General features: G+C 46.1%; 9 protein-coding genes and 1 tRNA gene. All 10 read right to left on the bottom strand.

Annotation, left to right across the window (positions count from 1 at the left end):
• Positions 1–19: 19 nt before the first annotated feature.
• Positions 20–1,537 carry a RagB/SusD family nutrient uptake outer membrane protein gene (locus DWW10_RS01485; protein ID WP_022393671.1) on the bottom strand — a complete coding sequence of 506 codons (1,518 nt, stop codon included), beginning with the start codon at positions 1,535–1,537 and terminating at the stop codon, positions 20–22.
• 45 nt (positions 1,538–1,582) lie between these two features.
• A complete protein-coding gene (locus DWW10_RS01480) occupies positions 1,583–4,621 on the bottom strand; it encodes a SusC/RagA family TonB-linked outer membrane protein (RefSeq protein ID WP_022393670.1) in 3,039 nt (1,012 codons plus the stop codon).
• A 292-nt stretch (positions 4,622–4,913) separates the two neighbouring features.
• Positions 4,914–6,248 (bottom strand): glucoamylase family protein, encoded by a 1,335-nt coding sequence (locus tag DWW10_RS01475; RefSeq protein ID WP_118420648.1) that lies wholly within the window; start codon positions 6,246–6,248, stop codon positions 4,914–4,916.
• A 110-nt stretch (positions 6,249–6,358) separates the two neighbouring features.
• Entirely contained in the window at positions 6,359–8,776 is a 2,418-nt protein-coding gene (locus DWW10_RS01470; protein ID WP_118420647.1) for a glycoside hydrolase family 3 N-terminal domain-containing protein, read from the bottom strand.
• Between the two features lie 74 nt (positions 8,777–8,850).
• On the bottom strand, positions 8,851–10,371 hold the full coding sequence (locus DWW10_RS01465) for a RagB/SusD family nutrient uptake outer membrane protein (RefSeq protein WP_118420646.1): 1,521 nt from the start codon (positions 10,369–10,371) through the stop codon (positions 8,851–8,853).
• A 34-nt stretch (positions 10,372–10,405) separates the two neighbouring features.
• Complete coding sequence (locus DWW10_RS01460) at positions 10,406–13,444, bottom strand: SusC/RagA family TonB-linked outer membrane protein (protein ID WP_022391438.1); 3,039 nt, start codon at positions 13,442–13,444, stop codon at positions 10,406–10,408.
• Positions 13,445–13,742: 298 nt separating this feature from the next.
• Positions 13,743–13,824, bottom strand: a tRNA-Leu gene (locus tag DWW10_RS01455).
• Between the two features lie 75 nt (positions 13,825–13,899).
• Positions 13,900–14,931 carry a S41 family peptidase gene (locus DWW10_RS01450; RefSeq protein ID WP_022391437.1) on the bottom strand — a complete coding sequence of 344 codons (1,032 nt, stop codon included), beginning with the start codon at positions 14,929–14,931 and terminating at the stop codon, positions 13,900–13,902.
• A gap of 36 nt (positions 14,932–14,967) precedes the next feature.
• A complete protein-coding gene (locus DWW10_RS01445) occupies positions 14,968–15,831 on the bottom strand; it encodes a DUF3316 domain-containing protein (protein ID WP_022391436.1) in 864 nt (287 codons plus the stop codon).
• A 40-nt stretch (positions 15,832–15,871) separates the two neighbouring features.
• On the bottom strand, positions 15,872–18,550 hold the full coding sequence (locus tag DWW10_RS01440) for a DNA gyrase/topoisomerase IV subunit A (protein ID WP_022391435.1): 2,679 nt from the start codon (positions 18,548–18,550) through the stop codon (positions 15,872–15,874).
• Positions 18,551–18,824 lie beyond the last annotated feature (274 nt).

Here is an 18,824-nt window from a genome sequence, read left to right as displayed (position 1 = left end):
ATTGGGATAGCATTGTTTGTTAGTAGTTCGGGTTTTGTACCAATACTCCCTTCGATTTATCTATCTCCGTTTGCGGAATAGGCAGGTAAGCGTTCTTATCCTGATACGTTTTACCGACAGCGGCCATCACCTCTTTTGCAGTACCCCAGCGTACGAGGTCGTAGAAGCGTCCCGGTTCAAGAGCCAACTCTACACGGCGTTCGTGCATAATGGCTTTGCGCAGTTCAACTTTGTCATTGGTGGTAACTTCGGGCAGGATTTCCTTGTCCAGACCACGGGCATGTGCACGTACCATCTCCAGATATGTTTTGGCTTCACCCGGCAGATTCTTTTCATTGGCAGCTTCGGCAGCCATCAACAATACGTCCGTGTAGCGGATGAGGCGGATATTCACCCAGAAACCACCCTTGGTATACTTTTTGCGTAATGACGGTTCGGTGTATGCCTTTTTGTTGAAGTAACCACCCATAGCTGTGGAAACGGGAGATTCACCGTAGGGCTTATTGGTATTGGCTTCCGTGATAGGTTCATCGATGCTGCGGCGGAAGTAGAGTAAAGTGGCATCTTTACGCGGGTCACCCGGTTCGAAAGCTTTGCCCAATTCTGTGGTGGCCATGTGCCATCCCCAACCTAAGTTCCAGTCGCCGGAGCCGCGTACACCTTGTACCTCGCAGAACTGGCTACCTATGGTAAGGCTGTTCTTCAATGCATCTGTAGATTCACACTGCAACTCGAAAATACTGGAACCGCAGTTCTCACCTTCTACGGTGAAGATCTTGTCTACCGGAGTGTCGAGGTTGTAAAGGCCCTTACCGATCACTTCGGTAGAGAGTTTGTACATGTTATCCCAATCGTTACGCATCATATAGGTACGTGCATGCAGTGAGCGTACAGCACCCCAGGTAACGCGGCCTGTATAGTTTGAATCCCATTGCAAGGGCAGAAGCTTTTCTGCTTCGGTCAGGTCGTTATCAATCTGTGTGTAGATTTTATCGACACCGCTTTTGGCTACATTTGCGTCGGCAGAGTCCACAACCTTGAAAGTGATCAGAGGCACTTCTCCCCAGGCACGTACCAGATTGAAGTAACAGTAGGCGCGGAAGAAAAGGGCTTCTCCCTTATTGCGCATGGTTTCCGTATCTGTCTTTCCTTCTTTCTCTATGTCATCCAGTACTTCATTACACTGAAAGATGATCTTATAGTTCTGAGTCCAGTAAGCTCCCATAGTTCCATTGGAGGCCGTGTATTCGAAATCGTCGTACATGGCTGCCACATCGGCGCCGTCGCCTGCCGAACTACCCTTCTCGGAGTCTTCACTGCGTGCCATTTCTATCATGAAAGAGGGAATACCGGCAGTGATGTTATAGCTGCGCATCAGATAATATACATTATAAATCTTTCCACCTAAAAGGGCGTTGGGGGCATCGTCTTCCGTGAATTGTCCCAGTGGGTCGCGGTCCAGGAAGTCATTACAGGAACTGAATGAGATGGCTGCAGAGCCAATCAACAGTGACAGGATATATTTTTGTATCTTCATGTTTTCAATGTTTAATGATTAATGTTTAGTATTTCATTCTTCATTTTAGAAAGTAAGGTTGAAACCGAATGTATAAACTACCGGCATCGGATAGCTACCGTTGTCCACACCGAATGCAATAGCTGTACCGCCCAATTCGGGTGTGTAACCGGTGTTATGCTTCCAGGTCTTCAGGTTCTGAATATTGGCATAGAGCTTGAGCGCCTGTACTCCGATCCTGGAGAGTAATGTCTTATCAAAGTTGTAAGCCAACTGTACATTACGGATACGGAAGAAACTACCGTCTTCAATGTAATATTCAGAGTTCAGGTTATTGATCGTATGCTTCATGTTGAGCAACGGCTGGCTGTTGCTGGTACCTTCACCATGCCAGCGGTTCAGGCGCTGCTTCATGAAGTTGAACTGGCTCCAGTTGTAGTTGTCCCATGTACGGTAGATTTCGTTACCGGCTTGTCCCATCATGTCAACACCCAGTTCCCAGTTTTTGTAACCTACACTGAAGTTGATGCCGTAAGTCACGTCCGGAGTAGGGTCGCCGATCATGGTACGGTCGGCAGGAGTGATTTCACCGTTGCCGTCCACGTCTACGAACTTCAGGTCACCCGGTGTAACGGTTGCCAGTGTATTCTTGGGTGAGTTGTCTATTTCAGCTTGGTTTTGGTAAACACCTTCCACCTTGTAACCATAGAAGTAACCGATAGGGAATCCGGCCATTGTATAACTCTGGCTCTTGTCACCTGAGATGATAGAATAACCTTCTTGTACAAGACTCAGCACTTTATTCTTGATAGTAGTCAGATTGCCACCGATGCTATAGTTCCAGTCACCGATCTGTTCGCGCCAGTTAATGGCAAGTTCGATACCCTTGTTTTCGATAGATCCCAGGTTACCAATACCCGGTACTGTTCCTGAAATGCCCGGCACTTCGGCAAGCAGATCCTTCGTAGTCTTCTTATAATATACACCTTCCAGGTGCAAGCGGTTGCGGAAGAAGTTAGCTTCTGCACCGACTTCCCATGCTTCTACCTTTTCCCATCTCAGGGTAGCATTAGGCAGGTAAGATAGCTGATAGCCCGGATAGACGGCAGACGGAGTACCGAATACGGCAGAGTATGCGTTACTCAGCAAAGGTTCTGCAGGATAAGCTTTGTCCAGATTCTGGTTACCCAGTGTACCCCATGAACCTTTCAGTTTCAACATATCCAGCCAAGTGATATCTTTCATAAATTCTTCTTCGCTGATCAGCCAGCCTGCACCTACAGAGTAGAAATTCTGCCATTGGTTTCCTGTGTACGAGAAAGCGGAAGAACCGTCACGACGGAATGAACCGTTGAATAAATATCTGCCTTTGTAGTTGTAAAGGATACGTCCCAGCATTGATACGGTAGCGCGTTCCCATTGTGTACTTTCATTGGTGGAAGTACCGGCATCACCGATGCTTACGTACCATTTGTCAGGATTATCAGGAATCACCAGACCTACACCTTGTGCACGGGCAGCTCCCAGATTCTCCAGTTTGTTGTAATAAGTGGTGAAACCGGCAGTAGCTGTCAGGCTATGATCACCCCATGTATTCGTGTAAGTCAACAGATAGTCACTCTGTGTTTTCATCTCTGTCTGTTTGGCTTGGCTGACACCTGTCTTACCGTCGCCCAGTGTAACTATACTTCCTTCAGCACTGGCATCATATACCTGGATGATAGGAGTGAACTTGCGGCTATTGTTAGAAGCATAATCCATAGAGAACATTGCCTTGAACTGGAAATGTTTCAGGAAATCCCATTCGGCATATACGTTACCCGAACCACGATAGTTCTCGGCACGTGTTGTGTTGGCTTTCAGGTCAACGTCTACCATTGGATTATTCATCTGTGCCTTCTGGAATTCAGGCAAAGTTGTATAAAGGCCGTATTGGTCATTGAATACCGTAGCTACCGGAGTAGCGCGAACAGCAGTGGTTACAGTCTTAGTGTCGGCTGGTAAAATGCGTGCACCGTTGAACTGGAAACCTACTCTGAAGTTATCTGTCAGTTTATACTCATTGCTGACGCTCAACGTTATTTTGCTGTACTTTTCGTTCTTGATGTTACCTTGTTCATAAGCATAACCGGCACCAAGATAGAAACTATGCTTTTCGGAAGCTCCTGTGATGCTGACATTGTTATTGGTGATGAAACCGGTCTGGAAGATTTCGTCCTGCCAGTTAGTGTTACCGTTCCAACCCGTGAAGTCGAATTCGGGATTACCTTCATTTCTTAGCTGTTCGTTATACAGTTCTTTGAATCCGGCGGCATCTACCATTTCTATCTGATTGGGTACGCTCTTAAAACCAAAAGAACCGTTAATGTTTACGCGAGTCTGGCCTACTTTAGCTTTCTTCGTAGTGATGATGATAACACCGTTGGCACCACGTACACCGAAGATGGCGAGCGAGGACGGGTCTTTCAGGATTTCCATAGATTCAATATCCTGCGGATTCAGGAAGTTGATGTTGTCGTTAAACAATCCGTCAACTACATACAAAGGTTTGTAACCATTGATAGAGTTGGTACCGCGTACGCGGATTTCAGGGTCTTCACCTGCCCTACCGGAGTTGATAACCTGTACACCAGCCACTTTACCTTGCAGGGCCGATAATGGATTGGCAACCGGCTTGTTGGCAATCTCGTCACCTTTGATATTGGTGATAGAACCTGTCAGGTCGCGTTTCTTTGCACTACCATAACCGATAACTACAGTTTCGGCAAGCATTTGGGAATCATCTTTCAACTGAACATTGATAACATTCTGATTGCCTACTTTGACACTTTGTTTCTCCATACCTACGTATGAGAACTGGAGGGTAGCACCCGGAGTAACTTTAATGGAATACTTACCATCAAGATCGGTTATTACGCCGTTAGTGGTACCTTGTACTACGATAGATGCGCCAATCAGCGGCTCATTAAATGAATCGGTTACTACACCGGTTACTGTTTTTTCTTGGGCGAATACAGTGGTGCCGGAAAGTACGAGGCACACTAATAGAAATAAACTTTTAAGCCATGAGGCTCTCTCCAAGGGAAGAAGTGTTTTTTTCTTCATTGCATTAAATTTTTTAGTGGATAACTAGGTTGGACTTCATTCCTCGCTTCTTCTGTTTTTGGCGGGAATTAAGTCTGGGGCAAAAGTATGAATAGAAATAAGCCGGGCACAAAAAATACATTCACCACCAATACATATCCCTGATTTTTAACAAATCAAAGACTACTCATTTACTACTCAAATTAATTTAATGCGTTGTTTATTAATGAAATAAGGAAAGTTGTAATAAAACTTATCTGACAAAAAGCAAAAGCCGGAAACAAGTATTGTGTACTGCTTCCGGCTTTTCTATCTATTTATTTATTGAGAATCCCAGTTTCTGTAACCCGTTTTGTACATCCGGATGACTCATAAAGAGTTTCCATAGCAATCCGGTTCGATAGTTCTCTATCATGACGGCTATCGGGCCTTGGTCAATGGCGAGATATCGCTTGGGATACCAGTTGTCCGTTTCGCTAAAGGCATCGTAGAAACCGTAAGGACCGAATAATTTATCGCCCATTCCGTAGAGGTGCCGCATCACAGCCAGCGACTGCTCCGGTGTATAGACAATGGATGAAAGGGCGGCAGTAGGAGAGATAACTCCCTGGTCGTCCCGTTCATTCGGCATGTGGGCGGCATATCCGTTGACGGAGTAGCTGGCGGTCAGTCCCCAGCAGTCCGGGCCGAAACCTTTGTAGTGCTTCGGATTGCGGATGCAATAAGCACGGTTCACAAGCGTCAGGTTGCGCATTTCGTCGAAGTAGCTGGCGCAATATTCATCTTTCAGATTTGTCGGATCCAATCCGAGGAAAGAATAATGTGCCCAGAAGAGCGGTCCGGCTTCACAACCCTGATAGCGCAAATGAAGTTCGATGCCTTCTACTTTATGGGGATCGACGATGGCACCGTTCTGTGCCCAACCGTCATGATAGACAGCGGCGGGAACACCATGTGTAGGAGAGGCTGCAGCAAGCAGGTACATGATGAGGCATTCATTATAACCATGTACAGGGAAATCCATTGCCCAGCCATATTCGGGACTCCAATGCCAGTAGAGTACATTCTGATCGCCTTGGCGATAAAAATTCCAATCGACATCGCGCCAGAGGGTATCGATACGTTTGGCAAGTGCCTGCTCTTCCGGCGAACCATTGATGTAATATTGGTGTACGGCCAGTAATCCTTGTATCAGGAAGGCTGTTTCCACAAGGTCTCCACCATTGTCTTTTTGTCCGAAAGGCTTCACTTTACCGGTATTTCCATACCACCAATGTGGGTAGGCTCCATGAAAACGGTCAGCTTTCTCGAGGAAAGAGACAATCTTTTCCATACGTGCCAGACCTTCTTCACGGGTGACGTAGCCGCGGTCGATACCTGAAAGTATGGCCATAATGCCGAAACCACTGCCACCGGAAGTGATAACGTTCTGGTCTTTCTCGGGATAGATACCGTCCATGTGGATACGTTCGGGGGCAAGGCCACTGTTAGGTTCTGCGCCTTCCCAGAAGTAATTGAAGGTTCGCCGTTGAACAGTGTCCATCAGAGCATCGTCCGTAAGTTGGGCAGTGCTTCCGGTCTTTGAATTCTTGCAAGCTCCGAGGAGGAGCAGGAAGAGGAGAGGAAAATAGGTTGTTAGTTGTTTCATAATTAATATAGGGGGGAAAGTTTAGTGATTAGGGTTTAGTGATAAGTGATTAGTGGGCTGCGCTATTATTCCGCATGGCACTAATCACTTATCACTAAACCCTAATCACTTTATTTAAGTGCTAACTTTGCCGTCTTCACCGTCTGGCTGTTTCCACCGATCATAATATTGAAGTCACCGGGTTCGGCTACGTAATTCATATCATAATCATAGAACCGGAGCAGATCACGCGTGATGGTGAATGATACTGTTTTACTTTCTCCGGCACGAAGGAAGATCTTATTGAAACCCTTCAGTTCGCGCACCGGACGGGTGATGCTTCCTACAAGATCACGGATATAGAGTTGCACTACTTCCGCACCATCGTATTTACCCGTATTGGTTACAGTAACTACGGCGGTAACAGAACCATCTTTTCCCAGTGTAGGCGTGCTCAGTGCAATGTCACTATACTGGAAGTTGGTATATGATAATCCATAACCGAAAGGATACAATGGTTCATTATCCACATCCAGATAATTTGAACGGAACTTTTCGAACCATTTACCTTCTGCCAATGGGCGACCGGTATTCTTATGATTGTAGAACAAAGGTATCTGGCCTACATTCTTCGGGAACGTCATCGTCAGCTTTCCACTTGGATTTACGTCACCGAACAATACATCGCCAATGGCATAAGCTGCCTCGCTACCTCCGAACCATACATTGAGGATAGCAGGTACATGTTCCTGTTCCCAGTTCAGTGTCAACGGACGGCCGGTAAACAGAGTAAGTACTACAGGCTTGCCCGTTTTCAGTAAGGCTTCCAGCAAAGTATGCTGCACATCGGGTAAACCGAGTTCTGTGCGGCTTGAACTTTCACCACTCATTTCAGAAGATTCTCCCAGTGCAGCTACGATAACATCGGCTCCGGCTGCCACTTTCAATGCTTCGTCCAATAATTCCTGGTCTGTACGGTTGTCACGGTTCAGTGAACGACCGAACATGGTGGCGCGTTCTTCGTAAGCAGCATCACCGATAAGGTTGCTACCTTTGGCGTAGGTGATGTTAACTTTGCCTGCCATCATCTCTTTCAGTCCTTCGTACAAAGAAGGATAATCGTTGAGGCGTGCAGCTACACTCCAAGTACCCGGCATATTGCTACGCGTATTACCGAGAGGACCGATGACTGCAACGGTGCCTTGCTTTTTCAGAGGAAGGATGGGGGAGGAGTTGACAAGGGAACGAGTTGACGAGGGGACGAGGGGCTGCGCGGTGTTGTCCGTCCTTGTTCCCTTGTCTCCTTGTTCCCTCGTCAACTCTTCCCTTGTCAACTGAAACGGAGCGTTCTTTAAGAGTACAAAGCTTTCACTGGCAATCTTACGGGCGGCATCCCGATGCTCTTTTGTAAAGATGTCCCGCTTCGGACGGCTCACATCACAATATTTATAAGGATTGTCGAACAGGCCCAATTTGTATTTAGCTTCCAATATCCGGCGGCAAGCCGTATTCAGCGTACCCATTCTCACTTTTCCTTCTTTAATGGATTTCATCAGTGTACCGACAAAACCTTCACTTACCATATCCATGTCCACACCTGCATTCAGGGCAAGCGCACTGACGGTTTGTAAGTCGCCGACACCATGTTCTATCATCTCTGAAATACCTGTAAAATCTGTTACCACAAACCCTTCAAATCCCCATTGACCACGCAACAGGTCGCTCAATAGCCATTTGTTTCCAGTAGCCGGTATCCCGTCTATTTCATTGAATGAAGCCATTACGCTACCTACACCTGCTTCTACAGCAGCTTCGTACGGATACATAAATTCATTGAACATCCGGTTGCGGCTCATATCCACTGTGTTATAATCTCGCCCGGCCTCTCCGGCTCCATACAGGGCAAAGTGCTTTACGCAGGCCATGATTTCATCATTACGGTGTAGTTGGTCTTGCAAGTTGGCACCCTGATACCCGTATACCATTGCTTGTGCAATAGCTCCACCGAGGAAAGGGTCTTCTCCCGAACCTTCGCTGACACGTCCCCAGCGTGGATCACGGCTGATGTCTACCATCGGACTGAATGTCCAGGAGATGCCATCGGCACTTGCTTCGATGGCTGCAATACGGGCAGACTTCTCAATGGCTGCCATATCCCAGGTACAGGATAATCCCAATGGAATGGGGAAGATGGTTTCGTAGCCGTGTATCACGTCCATACCGAATAGAAGGGGAATACCGAGACGTGATTTCTCTACTGCCAGCTTTTGCACTTCAAGAATGCGGTCTACCCCTTTCAGGTTGAAGAGTCCGCCTACCAATCCTTTTTCAATCTTTTGCGCCACATCACTGCTCTTGGCCTGTCCTGTGGTAATATCTCCTGTGACAGGTAGGTTCAACTGTCCGATTTTCTCTTCCACAGTCATCTTCTTCATCAGCGCATCGATGAAGCGGTCCATGTCTTGGGGAGACTTTTGCGCCTGTGCCGCCGCCATGCTCATTAAAGCACTTATCAGCAACAGGCTTGTTCTTTTGAATATTTTCTTCATATCTTGTTTTATATAAGTTAGAGTCCGATAAAGGGGGGGACTTTCTGATATCCCCCTATTCAATTCCTATTTGATTAATAATCGGGGTTTTGTACCAATACACCGTTTGATTTATCTATCTCCGTCTGCGGCAATGGTAACAGTGCGTTTTTAGGTTGATAGTTCTTTCCAGCAGCCTGAAGCACTTCTTGTGCGATACCCCAACGTACGAGGTCATAGAAGCGGTCGGGCTCTAATCCCAGTTCTACACGGCGTTCATGGCGGATAGCTTCACGCAATACACTCTGATCCAGAGATTCTACTTTCGGCAGTACATTGGTCAGCGTGCCGCGAGCGTGTGCGCGTACCTGTTCCAGATAACCGCTTGCTTCACCCATCAAACCTTTCTCATTGGCAGATTCAGCAGCCATCAACAAGACATCCGGATAACGGATCAGACGAATATTTACCCAAAATCCCATGCGCGTATATTTGCGACGCAAGGTTGGGTCGGTGTAAGCTTTCTTATTGAAGTAAGCGCCCATGGCGGTGGATACGGGCGATTCACCATAAGGCTTGTTTGTATTCTCCGGAGTGATAGGTTCGTCGTCACTGCGACGGAAATAGAGCAGTGTGGCATCTTTACGCGGATCGCCCGGTTCGTAAGCTTTACCCATCAGGGTGGTGGCCATGTGCCAACCCCAGCCCAAGTCCCAGTTGCCTGCTCCGCGTACACCTTGTACTTGACAGAACTGGCTACCGATGCTGGCGTCTTCCTTCATAGCATCGGTGGATTCGCATTGCAGTTCGAAGATACTTTCACCACAATTCTCACCTTCTACGGTGAAGACTTTATCTACCGGAGTATTCAAGTTATAAATTCCGGAATTAACGACATCCGTAGAAGCGGTGTACATATTCTCCCAGTCGTTGCGCATCATGTAGGTGCGTGCGTGCAAGGAGCGTGCAGCTCCCCAGGTGATACGTCCTGTGTAGTCGCTGTCCCATCGCAGAGGCAGACAGTCTTCGGCTGTGGTCAGGTCCTTGTCAATCTGTTCGTATATCTTCTCGGCAGTGGTTTTAGGTACATTGGCATCGGATGCTTCCACTACTTTGATGGTCACCAAGGGGACTTCTCCGAAAGCACGTACCAGATTGAAGTAGCAATAAGCACGGAAAAACAGAGCTTCACCTTTGGTACGGATATTCTCAGTATCGTCTTTGTTTGCGCTATTCTCGATGTCATCCAGAATTTCATTACACTGGTAGATGATTTTATAGTTTTGATTCCAGTATGCACCCAAGGTACCGTTGGAAGCGGTGTATTCGAAGTCATCGTACATGGCTGCCTGTTCACCACCGTCGCCGGCATCACTTCCTTTTTCGGAGTCTTCACTACGTACCATGTGTATCATGAAAGCAGGAATACCCGCCGTGATATCATAACCACGCATCAGGTAGTAGACGTTGTACATCTTTCCGCCTACAAGGGCGTTAGGGGCGTCGTCTTCCGTGAACTGTCCCAGCGGATCGCGGTCCAGGAAGTCATTACAAGAACTGAATGAGAAGGCGGCTGCGCCAATCAACAGTGATAGAATATATTTCTTTATTTTCATAATTTCAATAGTTAATGGTTTATGATGCTATCCCTTAGAAAGTTAAGTTAAACCCGAATGTATAAATCGCCGGCATCGGATAACTTCCGTCATCTACTCCGAAAGCAATGGCCGAACCGCCCAACTCAGGTGTATATCCCGTGTTATGCTTCCACGTTTTCAGGTTCTGAATGTTCACATAGAGCTTTAGTGCCTGCATGCCGATCTTAGAAATCAGTGCCTTATCAAAGTTGTAAGCCAATGATACGTTACGGATGCGGAAGAAGCTACCATTTTCTATATAATATTCGGAGTTCAGGTTATTGATGGTGTGCTTTGTATTCAGCAACGGTTGGGTATTACTGGTGCCCTCACCATGCCAACGATCCATGCGTTGTGCCATGAAGTTGAACTGACTCCAGTTGTAGTTATCCCAAGTGCGGTAAATCTGATTGCCGCCTTGTCCCATCATATCTACTGCCAGCTCCCAATTCTTATAACCTACTCCGAGTGTAATACCATAAGTAATATCCGGTGTCGGATCACCAATCATGGTACGGTCGGCTGTGGTGATTTCGCCGTCACCGTTCACGTCCTTGAACTTCAAGTCACCCGGAGTGACGGTAGCCAGCTTGTTTTTCGGTGAATTATTAATCTCTTCCTGGCTCTGATAAACACCTTCTACTTTATAACCATAAAAGTAACCGATAGGGTAACCTGCCATTGTATAACTTTGACTCTTGTCTCCGGCAATGATGGAGTATCCTTCCTGTACAAGGTTCAATACCTTATTCTTAATGGTAGTCAGATTGGCTCCGATGTTATAGTTCCAGTCGCCAATTTCATCGCGCCAGTTCAATGCCAGTTCTACGCCCAGATTTTCAATAGACCCCAGGTTACCGATACCCGGCACTGTTCCTGAGATACCGGGAACTTCTGCCAACAGATCTTTCGTTTTCTTCTTGTAATATACACCTTCAAAATGCAGACGGTTGCGGAAGAAGTTGGCTTCAGCACCTACTTCCCATGCCTCTACTTTCTCCCAACGCAGATTCGGGTTGGGCAGATAAGCAAGCTGATAACCCGGGTAGATAGCGGACGGAACACCGAATACTGCAGAATAGGCATTACTCAGCAGAGGTTCTGCCGGATAGGCTTTATCCAGGTTCTGGTTACCCAATGTACCCCATGATCCTTTCAGTTTCAACATATCCAGCCAAGTGATGTCTTTCATCCATTCTTCTTCGCTCATCAGCCAGCCAAGACCTACGGAATAGAAATTCTGCCATTGATTGCCTGTATACGAAAAGGCGGAAGAACCGTCGCGACGGTAAGAACCGTTGAACAGGTATTTACCTTTATAGTTATAGAGGATACGTGCCAGTACAGATACCGTAGAACGTTCCCATTGTGTACTACCATTGGTAGCAGTGGCTGCATCACCGATGCTTACATACCATTTGTCAGAGTTATCCGGTATGACCAGACCTACACCTTGTGTGCGTCCGGCATTCAGGTTCTCGAGTTTATTGTAATAGGTTGTGAAACCGGCGGTGGCTGTCAGGCTGTGGTCGCCCCATGAGTTGGTGTAGGTCAGCAGATAGTCGCTCTGCACTTTCATTTCCGTTTCTTTAGCCTGGGTGACTCCGGTCTTGCCGTTACCTAATGTGGCTATATCTCCTTCGGCACTGGCGTCATATACCTGAATAATCGGTGTATAAGTCCGTGTGCTGTTTGAAGCATAATCCAGTGAGAACATGGCTTTGAACTGGAAATGTTTCAGGAAGTCCCATTGCCCGTATATATTGCCCGAACCACGGTAGTTCTCCGCTTTTGTAGTGTTCGCTTTCAGGTCAACGTCCACCATCGGGTTATTCATCTGTGCTTTCTGGAATCCGGGGAGGGAAGTATATAAGCCGTATTCCTTATTATATACCTCTGCCACCGGAGCTGCACGCAAGGCAGTGGCAACGCTCTTTGAATCGGCTGGCAGCATACGTGCACCGTTGAATTGGAAACCTACTTTGAAGTTATCCGTCACTTTGTAATCATTGCTGATGTTCAGTGTGATTTTGCTATACTTCTCATGTTTGATGTTTCCTTGTTCGTAGGCATAGCCTGCACCGAGGTAGAAGCTATGCTTATCGGAAGCACCTGTGATGCTGATGTTGTTGTTAGTGATGAATCCGGTCTGGAAGATTTCGTCCTGCCAGTTGGTATTGCCTGTCCAGTCCGAGAAGTTATATTCCGGATTACCTTCATTTCTTAACTGTTCGTTATACAGCAACTTGAAGCCATCTGCATCCACCATCGCAATTTTGTTGGTAATGGCTTTGAAACCAAATGAGCCGTTGATGTTTACACGGGTCTGTCCTTCTTTAGCTTTCTTGGTGGTGATGATGATAACACCGTTAGCACCACGTACACCGAAGATGGCAAGTGAAGATGGGTCTTTCAGAATTTCCATAGACTCAATGTCCTGTGGATTCAGGAAGTTGATGTTGTCATTGAACAGGCCGTCTACTACGTACAATGGTTTGTAACCATTGATAGAGTTTGTACCGCGTACACGGATTTCCGGGTCGGCACCAGCCTTACCGGAGTTGATGATTTGTACTCCGGCCACTTTACCTTGCAGGGCGGACAGTGGGTTGGCAACCGGTTTGTTGGCAATCTCATCCCCTTTGATATTGGTGATAGATCCCGTCAGGTCGCGTTTTTTTGCGCTACCATAACCGATGACTACTGTTTCGGCAAGCATTTGTGAGTCTTCTTTCAACTGTACATTGATGACATTGCGGTTGCCTACCTTGATACTTTGCTTCTCCATACCTACGTATGAGAATTCGAGGGTAGCATCTGCAGGAACTTGGATCGAGTAATCGCCATCCAGTCCGGTCACTACACCGGTGTTGGTTCCTTGTACCACTATGGATACACCAATCAACGGTTCTTTAAATGAATCGGTAACAACACCTGTTACAGTGTGCTCCTGGGAAAATGCGGCAGTGCCTATCAACAGGAAACATGCCGTCAAGAATAGATTTTTAAGCCTTAGGGCTCTCTTCATAGGAGGGTTCAGGTTTCTCTTCATTGCATTAAATTTTTATGTGAATGATATATTGCATCAGAACAATGCAAATGAAAAAAAGATTTCGAGGTCATTCAAATCCCGTTTTTTTAACACAATTCCTTTTGTAAAACAGGACTTGGAAAGATGCTCGTATTTCTTTGGTAATAAGCGTAAAAATAATATCTTTGTATTATCGTAATGGCTGTTACCGTAATATCTGTATTCCTTGAAATATTGAATTGTAAACAAAGAAAAGCCTCCGGAAAACTAATTCCGAAGGCTTTTTCTTCTTACATTTTTAACTGTATCTAAATATTAGTGCGGGTGATAGGACTCGAACCTACACGCCTCTCGGCACCAGATCCTAAGTCTGGCGCGGCTGCCAATTACGCCACACCCGCAGTGGCTTTCTTGTTAAGCGACGGCAAAGATAGAAAGATTTTTCTTTTCAGCAAATAGTTTAGTGCAGAAAGTATTTATTGAACCACTTTTAAGAGTTCCCGTGCCCTTTCAATGATCGTATCTATCCCTTTGTCTTCATCTTCTTTTGCCATATCTACTTTCTCATCCGGATCAATGCCGAATTCTATATGTTGCTTTTCGGCATCCAAATGTGGACTGGCAGAAAAACGTACTCCCCAACCGTTAGGAAGTTCCGAAGAAAAAGGCAAACCTGAACCACCACCGGTTTTGTCACCTACTAAAGTGACATTAGGAAAGTAGCGCATAGCGTTCACGAAATCATTCGTCGCACTGTAAGAGTGGCGATTGGTGAGAAGCATTACCTTCTTCTGCCAACGAATGCTGTTGGATGGTTCCAGATAAATAGGTTCAGGATCAGAGAAATCACTGTGTCCCTTTCCTGTCTTATGCTGGATGTATCCCGTCAATACCTTTTCATTAGTGAAGCGAGAGGCGATGCGCTCAGAGTAAGTAAGATTACCTCCGCCGTTATTTCGCACATCGAAAATCAGTCCGCTACATGGAGCAAGGTAGGAGAGTGCTTCGTCCAGATTACCGTTGCCGACACCATTGGAGAATGATTCGTAATAGATATACCCTATGTTGTCTTCAAGGATTTTATATTTGAGGCCACCGGCGATACGGTAACTCTTTCCAAGATACTGCCGTTCGATGATACCCTCGTTGAAATTGCGTGGATAATCCAGGTACCAGTCCCAGTAACGGGCCATATTCGAAGAACTGTACAGATTGACGTGGCCATCCTTCAGTTCTGCCAGCATACTGTCAAGTACTTGGAATAACCCATCGTTGGGCATATTCGAAGTAATGAGAGGCTGGTACTCGTCATGAATGGCTTTCCAGTCTATCTGTTTATAGTCGAGGAAACAATATTGTTCGTCGATAATCTTCCACAAGGCTTCAAAATTGCCTTGCGGAGAGTTGTTGAACTCTTCTTCCCGAATGCAACTTGAAAACAATGGCAGCAACATGAAAAGTATTCCAAGCCACCTTAATTTAATATAATATATTCCTTTTATTTTCATTATTCTATCACCTTAACACGCTGTCGCTTTATCACTCTATTTTCTTTTCTTATCACGAATGAGAAACAACTCTTTTACAAAACCTACCATAAATACGTGCGAGTAGGTATGCATCCTTATGTCATTTACTTTTGCCTGTTGTGCATCCCAGAGATAAGCCAGGCGCATTTTTGCCCTTCCTACAGGAAAATCAACAGTCAGCATTTGCCGCAGGGATGGCTGATTGTGCAGGGAGGTGAAGTTTATCACTCCGCCCCAGTTGCCCAGCGTAAATATCTCGTAGTACGATTGTCCGTAATTCGGGCAGAACATAACGCCTGCAAAAGGAAGATTAACCTGATAGCGCAGGCTGATGGGATAGTTTTTGATCCGTAAATCCCATATTGCCATTCCGGATGCATCCAGATTGATATAAGCGCGTGCCTGTGCCGGATTATTGCCATTGCGCAGATTGTAGACAAAGCCACCGTTGAGGTCGATCAACCCTCCGGCAAGCAACTTGAAGTTGGAAGTAATCGGGAAGTTGTAGTGCAACCCGTAATTCCAGTTGGCAAGACCGGAGAATGTATTGTTGTTATCCACACGGTTGTGGGTATAACCGAAATCAGCCTGAAAAAAACTTTGCAGTGATACGTTGCCATTCATCCACTTGGTCATGCGCATGCTTTCGCGTGAAATGCGGAAGTCTATACCTTTGTATTCCTGCGGTGACAGGTAAGTGTCGTACACATTGGTGTAACCGACGCCATACATGGTGGCACGGGTTATAAAACGTGTCCGGGCCGAAGAGTCCGCTCTTAATTCCTGTAGCGCCCTGTCTTCCACACTTTGCGCCTGTATACTTCCGCCTGCCAGAAGCAGACATCCCATTAGTATTACACCAATCTTATTTAGCTTCATTGATAGAGTTGCTTATCACTAATCATTAGCCGTTAATCACTTAAAACAGTTTCATCTGTCCTGTTATCTCGTCCCGGATATCGTCTTCACTTTTGCCATGATCCGGGTCCAGTATTTCCGGTTCTTCTTCATCCTGGTCTTCCGTTTCTTCAGGAACTTCGGGTTGCCGTGTAGGTTCCAGTTCATTGACGGTTTCCATTGTGAACGTAGTGATACGTTTACCTTTTGCCTTGAAACCTTTTACGGCAATAAATTCATCAGCTTCTATAATCATCGGTTCGCGGAAACTGTCATGTCCGCCGAATATAATTTCCAGGCGGGGATAACATTCGTCCGTCAACAGGATAAGGCGATTATTCTTGTTCTCTCCCATATAGTTCTGCTTGCGGTTGGTTGCTTCCATGCAGAAACGTTTGATATACGGGAAATTCTGCTGATCTGCATCGTAGAGCACAGCGGTCCATACCTTGTTCGGGTCAAATTTCTCCAATATTCGGATGTTAGCCTCATAGTGATTGCTAAGGTCGAAGTTGGTGATGTAGAAATCTCCGTTATCATGTACTACCAGGATGCTGTCGTCACTCTGGAATTCTCCCAGGTATTCACCTCGTCCGTCATAGTTGAGTCGAAGCACGTCGCGGTCGAACCAGACTTTCCGTCCGCCCAGTGTTGATCCGCCACGCTGTTTCAGGGCAATCTTGTGCACCGGAAGCTTGGTTAGTATATTACCTCTTGCCTGGCGTCCCTTGATGCTGATGTTGCTGAAATCTTCTTCGAAGATAATGCGGCGCACACGCGGATTGGGCTTCAAGGTTACTTTGATGACTTCCGCTTCACCGTTAGGATTGGCTGTGAAGTACATGATGCGTGAATCGGGTGTACCTTGAGTTACATCATATTCACGGTCGCGGATGATGCTTGTTACGGCAAACCGCTTGATATACTGTGTACCTTCTTTTCCGTCGCGATAGACAACGTTGTAGATTGTACGCTTGTCGTTCTTCTTGAAAACGTTGGCATAGAGAATATTCTTGCCTACGAACTTCTTGTCGGATACGGGAGTAACCAGATAGCGTCCGTCCCGGAAGAAGATGATGACATCATCAAGACTTGAGCAGTTACACAGGAATTCATCCTTCTTCAGACCTGTGCCGATGAAGCCTTCTTCACGGTTGATATATAGTTTTTCGTTGGCTTCCACCACTTTGCTTGCTTCGATGGTGTCGAAGTTTCGCAATTCTGTGCGGCGTGGAAAATTCTTGCCGTACTTGTTTTTCAGCATTAAATACCAGTCTACCGTATATTCCACGATATTTGCCAAATGATGATCTATTTCCTCTATGTCCGCTTTCATGCGAGCAATGAGTTCTTCCGCTTTGTCAGAGTTGAACTTGAGGATACGTCCCATCTTTATCTCCATCAATTTGAGGATATCCTCCTTAGTTACTTCGCGTATGAATCGTGGATAATAAGGAGTCAGACGTTCGTCGATATGTGCGCAAGCAGCATCCATATCCTTGGCTTGCTCAAATTCCTTGTCTTTATAAATGCGTTCTTCGATGAAGATCTTTTCCAGTGAAGCAAAGTGCAGACTTTCCAGTATTTCGTCTTTGCGTATTTCCAGTTCCTGGCGTAGCAAGGATAGGGTATTGTCTACCGATTTTCTCAGTACATCGCTAATGGTGAGGAAGTGAGGTTTCTGGTCGTCGATGACGCAACAGTTAGGTGATATGCTAACCTCGCAGTCCGTGAAGGCATACAGGGCATCGATTGTTTTGTCCGAAGAAACGCCGGGGGCAAGATGAACGAGTATCTCCACGTTTCCGGACGTGAGGTCTTCTACTTTCTTTATCTTGATCTTGCCTTTCTCACTTGCTTTCACAATGGAGTCACAAACACTGGCTACCGTCTTACCGTAAGGAATTTCTTTGATGGCAAGTGTCTTGTTGTCGATCTTCTCGATTTTAGCACGTACACGCACTGCACCTCCGCGTTCACCGTCGTTGTATTTAGAAACGTCGATACTACCGCCAGTCTGAAAGTCCGGATAGAGCTTGAACTCTTCCTCGTGCAGATAGCGGATGGATGCATCGCAAAGTTCATTGAAGTTATGGGGAAGTATTTTGGAAGAAAGACCTACGGCAATACCTTCTACCCCTTGTGCCAGGAGCAAAGGGAACTTTACCGGTAGAGTTACCGGTTCCTTATTGCGTCCGTCATAGGAGAGTTTCCATTCGGTTGTTTTAGGGTTGAATACCACATCGAGGGCAAACTTAGACAGACGTGCCTCGATGTAACGGGGAGCAGCCGCACCGTCGCCGGTGAGTATATTACCCCAGTTTCCCTGGCAATCTACGAGCAAATCTTTCTGTCCCAGCTGTACCAATGCATCACCGATGGAAGCATCACCGTGCGGGTGAAACTGCATGGTATGTCCTACGATGTTTGCCACTTTATTGTAACGTCCATCTTCCATACGCCTCATGGAGTGCAAGATGCGTCGCTGCACAGGCTTTAAACCATCATTGATGTGGGGTACGGCACGTTCCAGAATAACGTATGAAGCATAATCCAGAAACCAATTCTGGTACATACCGCTAAGTTGGTATTTTGCTTTTACGTCTTTCGTGTCAGCGGGTTTATAATCCGAATGTCCTTCGTTCCCTTCCGGGAGGTTCTTTTCCAAGTCGTCTTTCGGTGCTTCAAAGTCTTCGCTCATATCTATTTCGGGAATATCTATTCTGAATAATCACTGAATTTTTCAGTCGAACGCAAAAATACGAAATTTCTTGGGAAAATCTGCAAATGAAGACTTTTTAATTATCTGGAAAAGAAAGGTACATCTTGGATGTACATAAGCTACAATCTGCAGATGAATAATAAATTATCATTTATCAGATGTTGCATGTGTGATTTTCTCTTTTGCATTCAATGTGTTATTATATCATAAATAAGTGCTTTTCAAATAAGACATTTATGGCCGAAAACGCACT

This window comes from Bacteroides intestinalis, assembly GCF_003464595.1.
Lineage (GTDB): Bacteria > Bacteroidota > Bacteroidia > Bacteroidales > Bacteroidaceae > Bacteroides > Bacteroides intestinalis_A.
The sequence above is the reverse complement of the archived record's forward strand: the minus strand, read 5'-3'. Positions and strand labels throughout refer to the sequence as shown.

What these genes read in the sequence shown, in the direction of transcription:
- DWW10_RS01485 (WP_022393671.1), bottom strand. Translation starts at nt 1,537, where the DNA reads ATGAAGATACAAAAATATATCCTGTCACTGTTGATTGGCTCTGCAGCC.
- DWW10_RS01480 (WP_022393670.1), bottom strand. Translation starts at nt 4,621, where the DNA reads ATGAAGAAAAAAACACTTCTTCCCTTGGAGAGAGCCTCATGGCTTAAA.
- DWW10_RS01475 (WP_118420648.1), bottom strand. Translation starts at nt 6,248, where the DNA reads ATGAAACAACTAACAACCTATTTTCCTCTCCTCTTCCTGCTCCTCCTC.
- DWW10_RS01470 (WP_118420647.1), bottom strand. Translation starts at nt 8,776, where the DNA reads ATGAAGAAAATATTCAAAAGAACAAGCCTGTTGCTGATAAGTGCTTTA.
- DWW10_RS01465 (WP_118420646.1), bottom strand. Translation starts at nt 10,371, where the DNA reads ATGAAAATAAAGAAATATATTCTATCACTGTTGATTGGCGCAGCCGCC.
- DWW10_RS01460 (WP_022391438.1), bottom strand. Translation starts at nt 13,444, where the DNA reads ATGAAGAGAAACCTGAACCCTCCTATGAAGAGAGCCCTAAGGCTTAAA.
- DWW10_RS01450 (WP_022391437.1), bottom strand. Translation starts at nt 14,931, where the DNA reads ATGAAAATAAAAGGAATATATTATATTAAATTAAGGTGGCTTGGAATA.
- DWW10_RS01445 (WP_022391436.1), bottom strand. Translation starts at nt 15,831, where the DNA reads ATGAAGCTAAATAAGATTGGTGTAATACTAATGGGATGTCTGCTTCTG.
- DWW10_RS01440 (WP_022391435.1), bottom strand. Translation starts at nt 18,550, where the DNA reads ATGAGCGAAGACTTTGAAGCACCGAAAGACGACTTGGAAAAGAACCTC.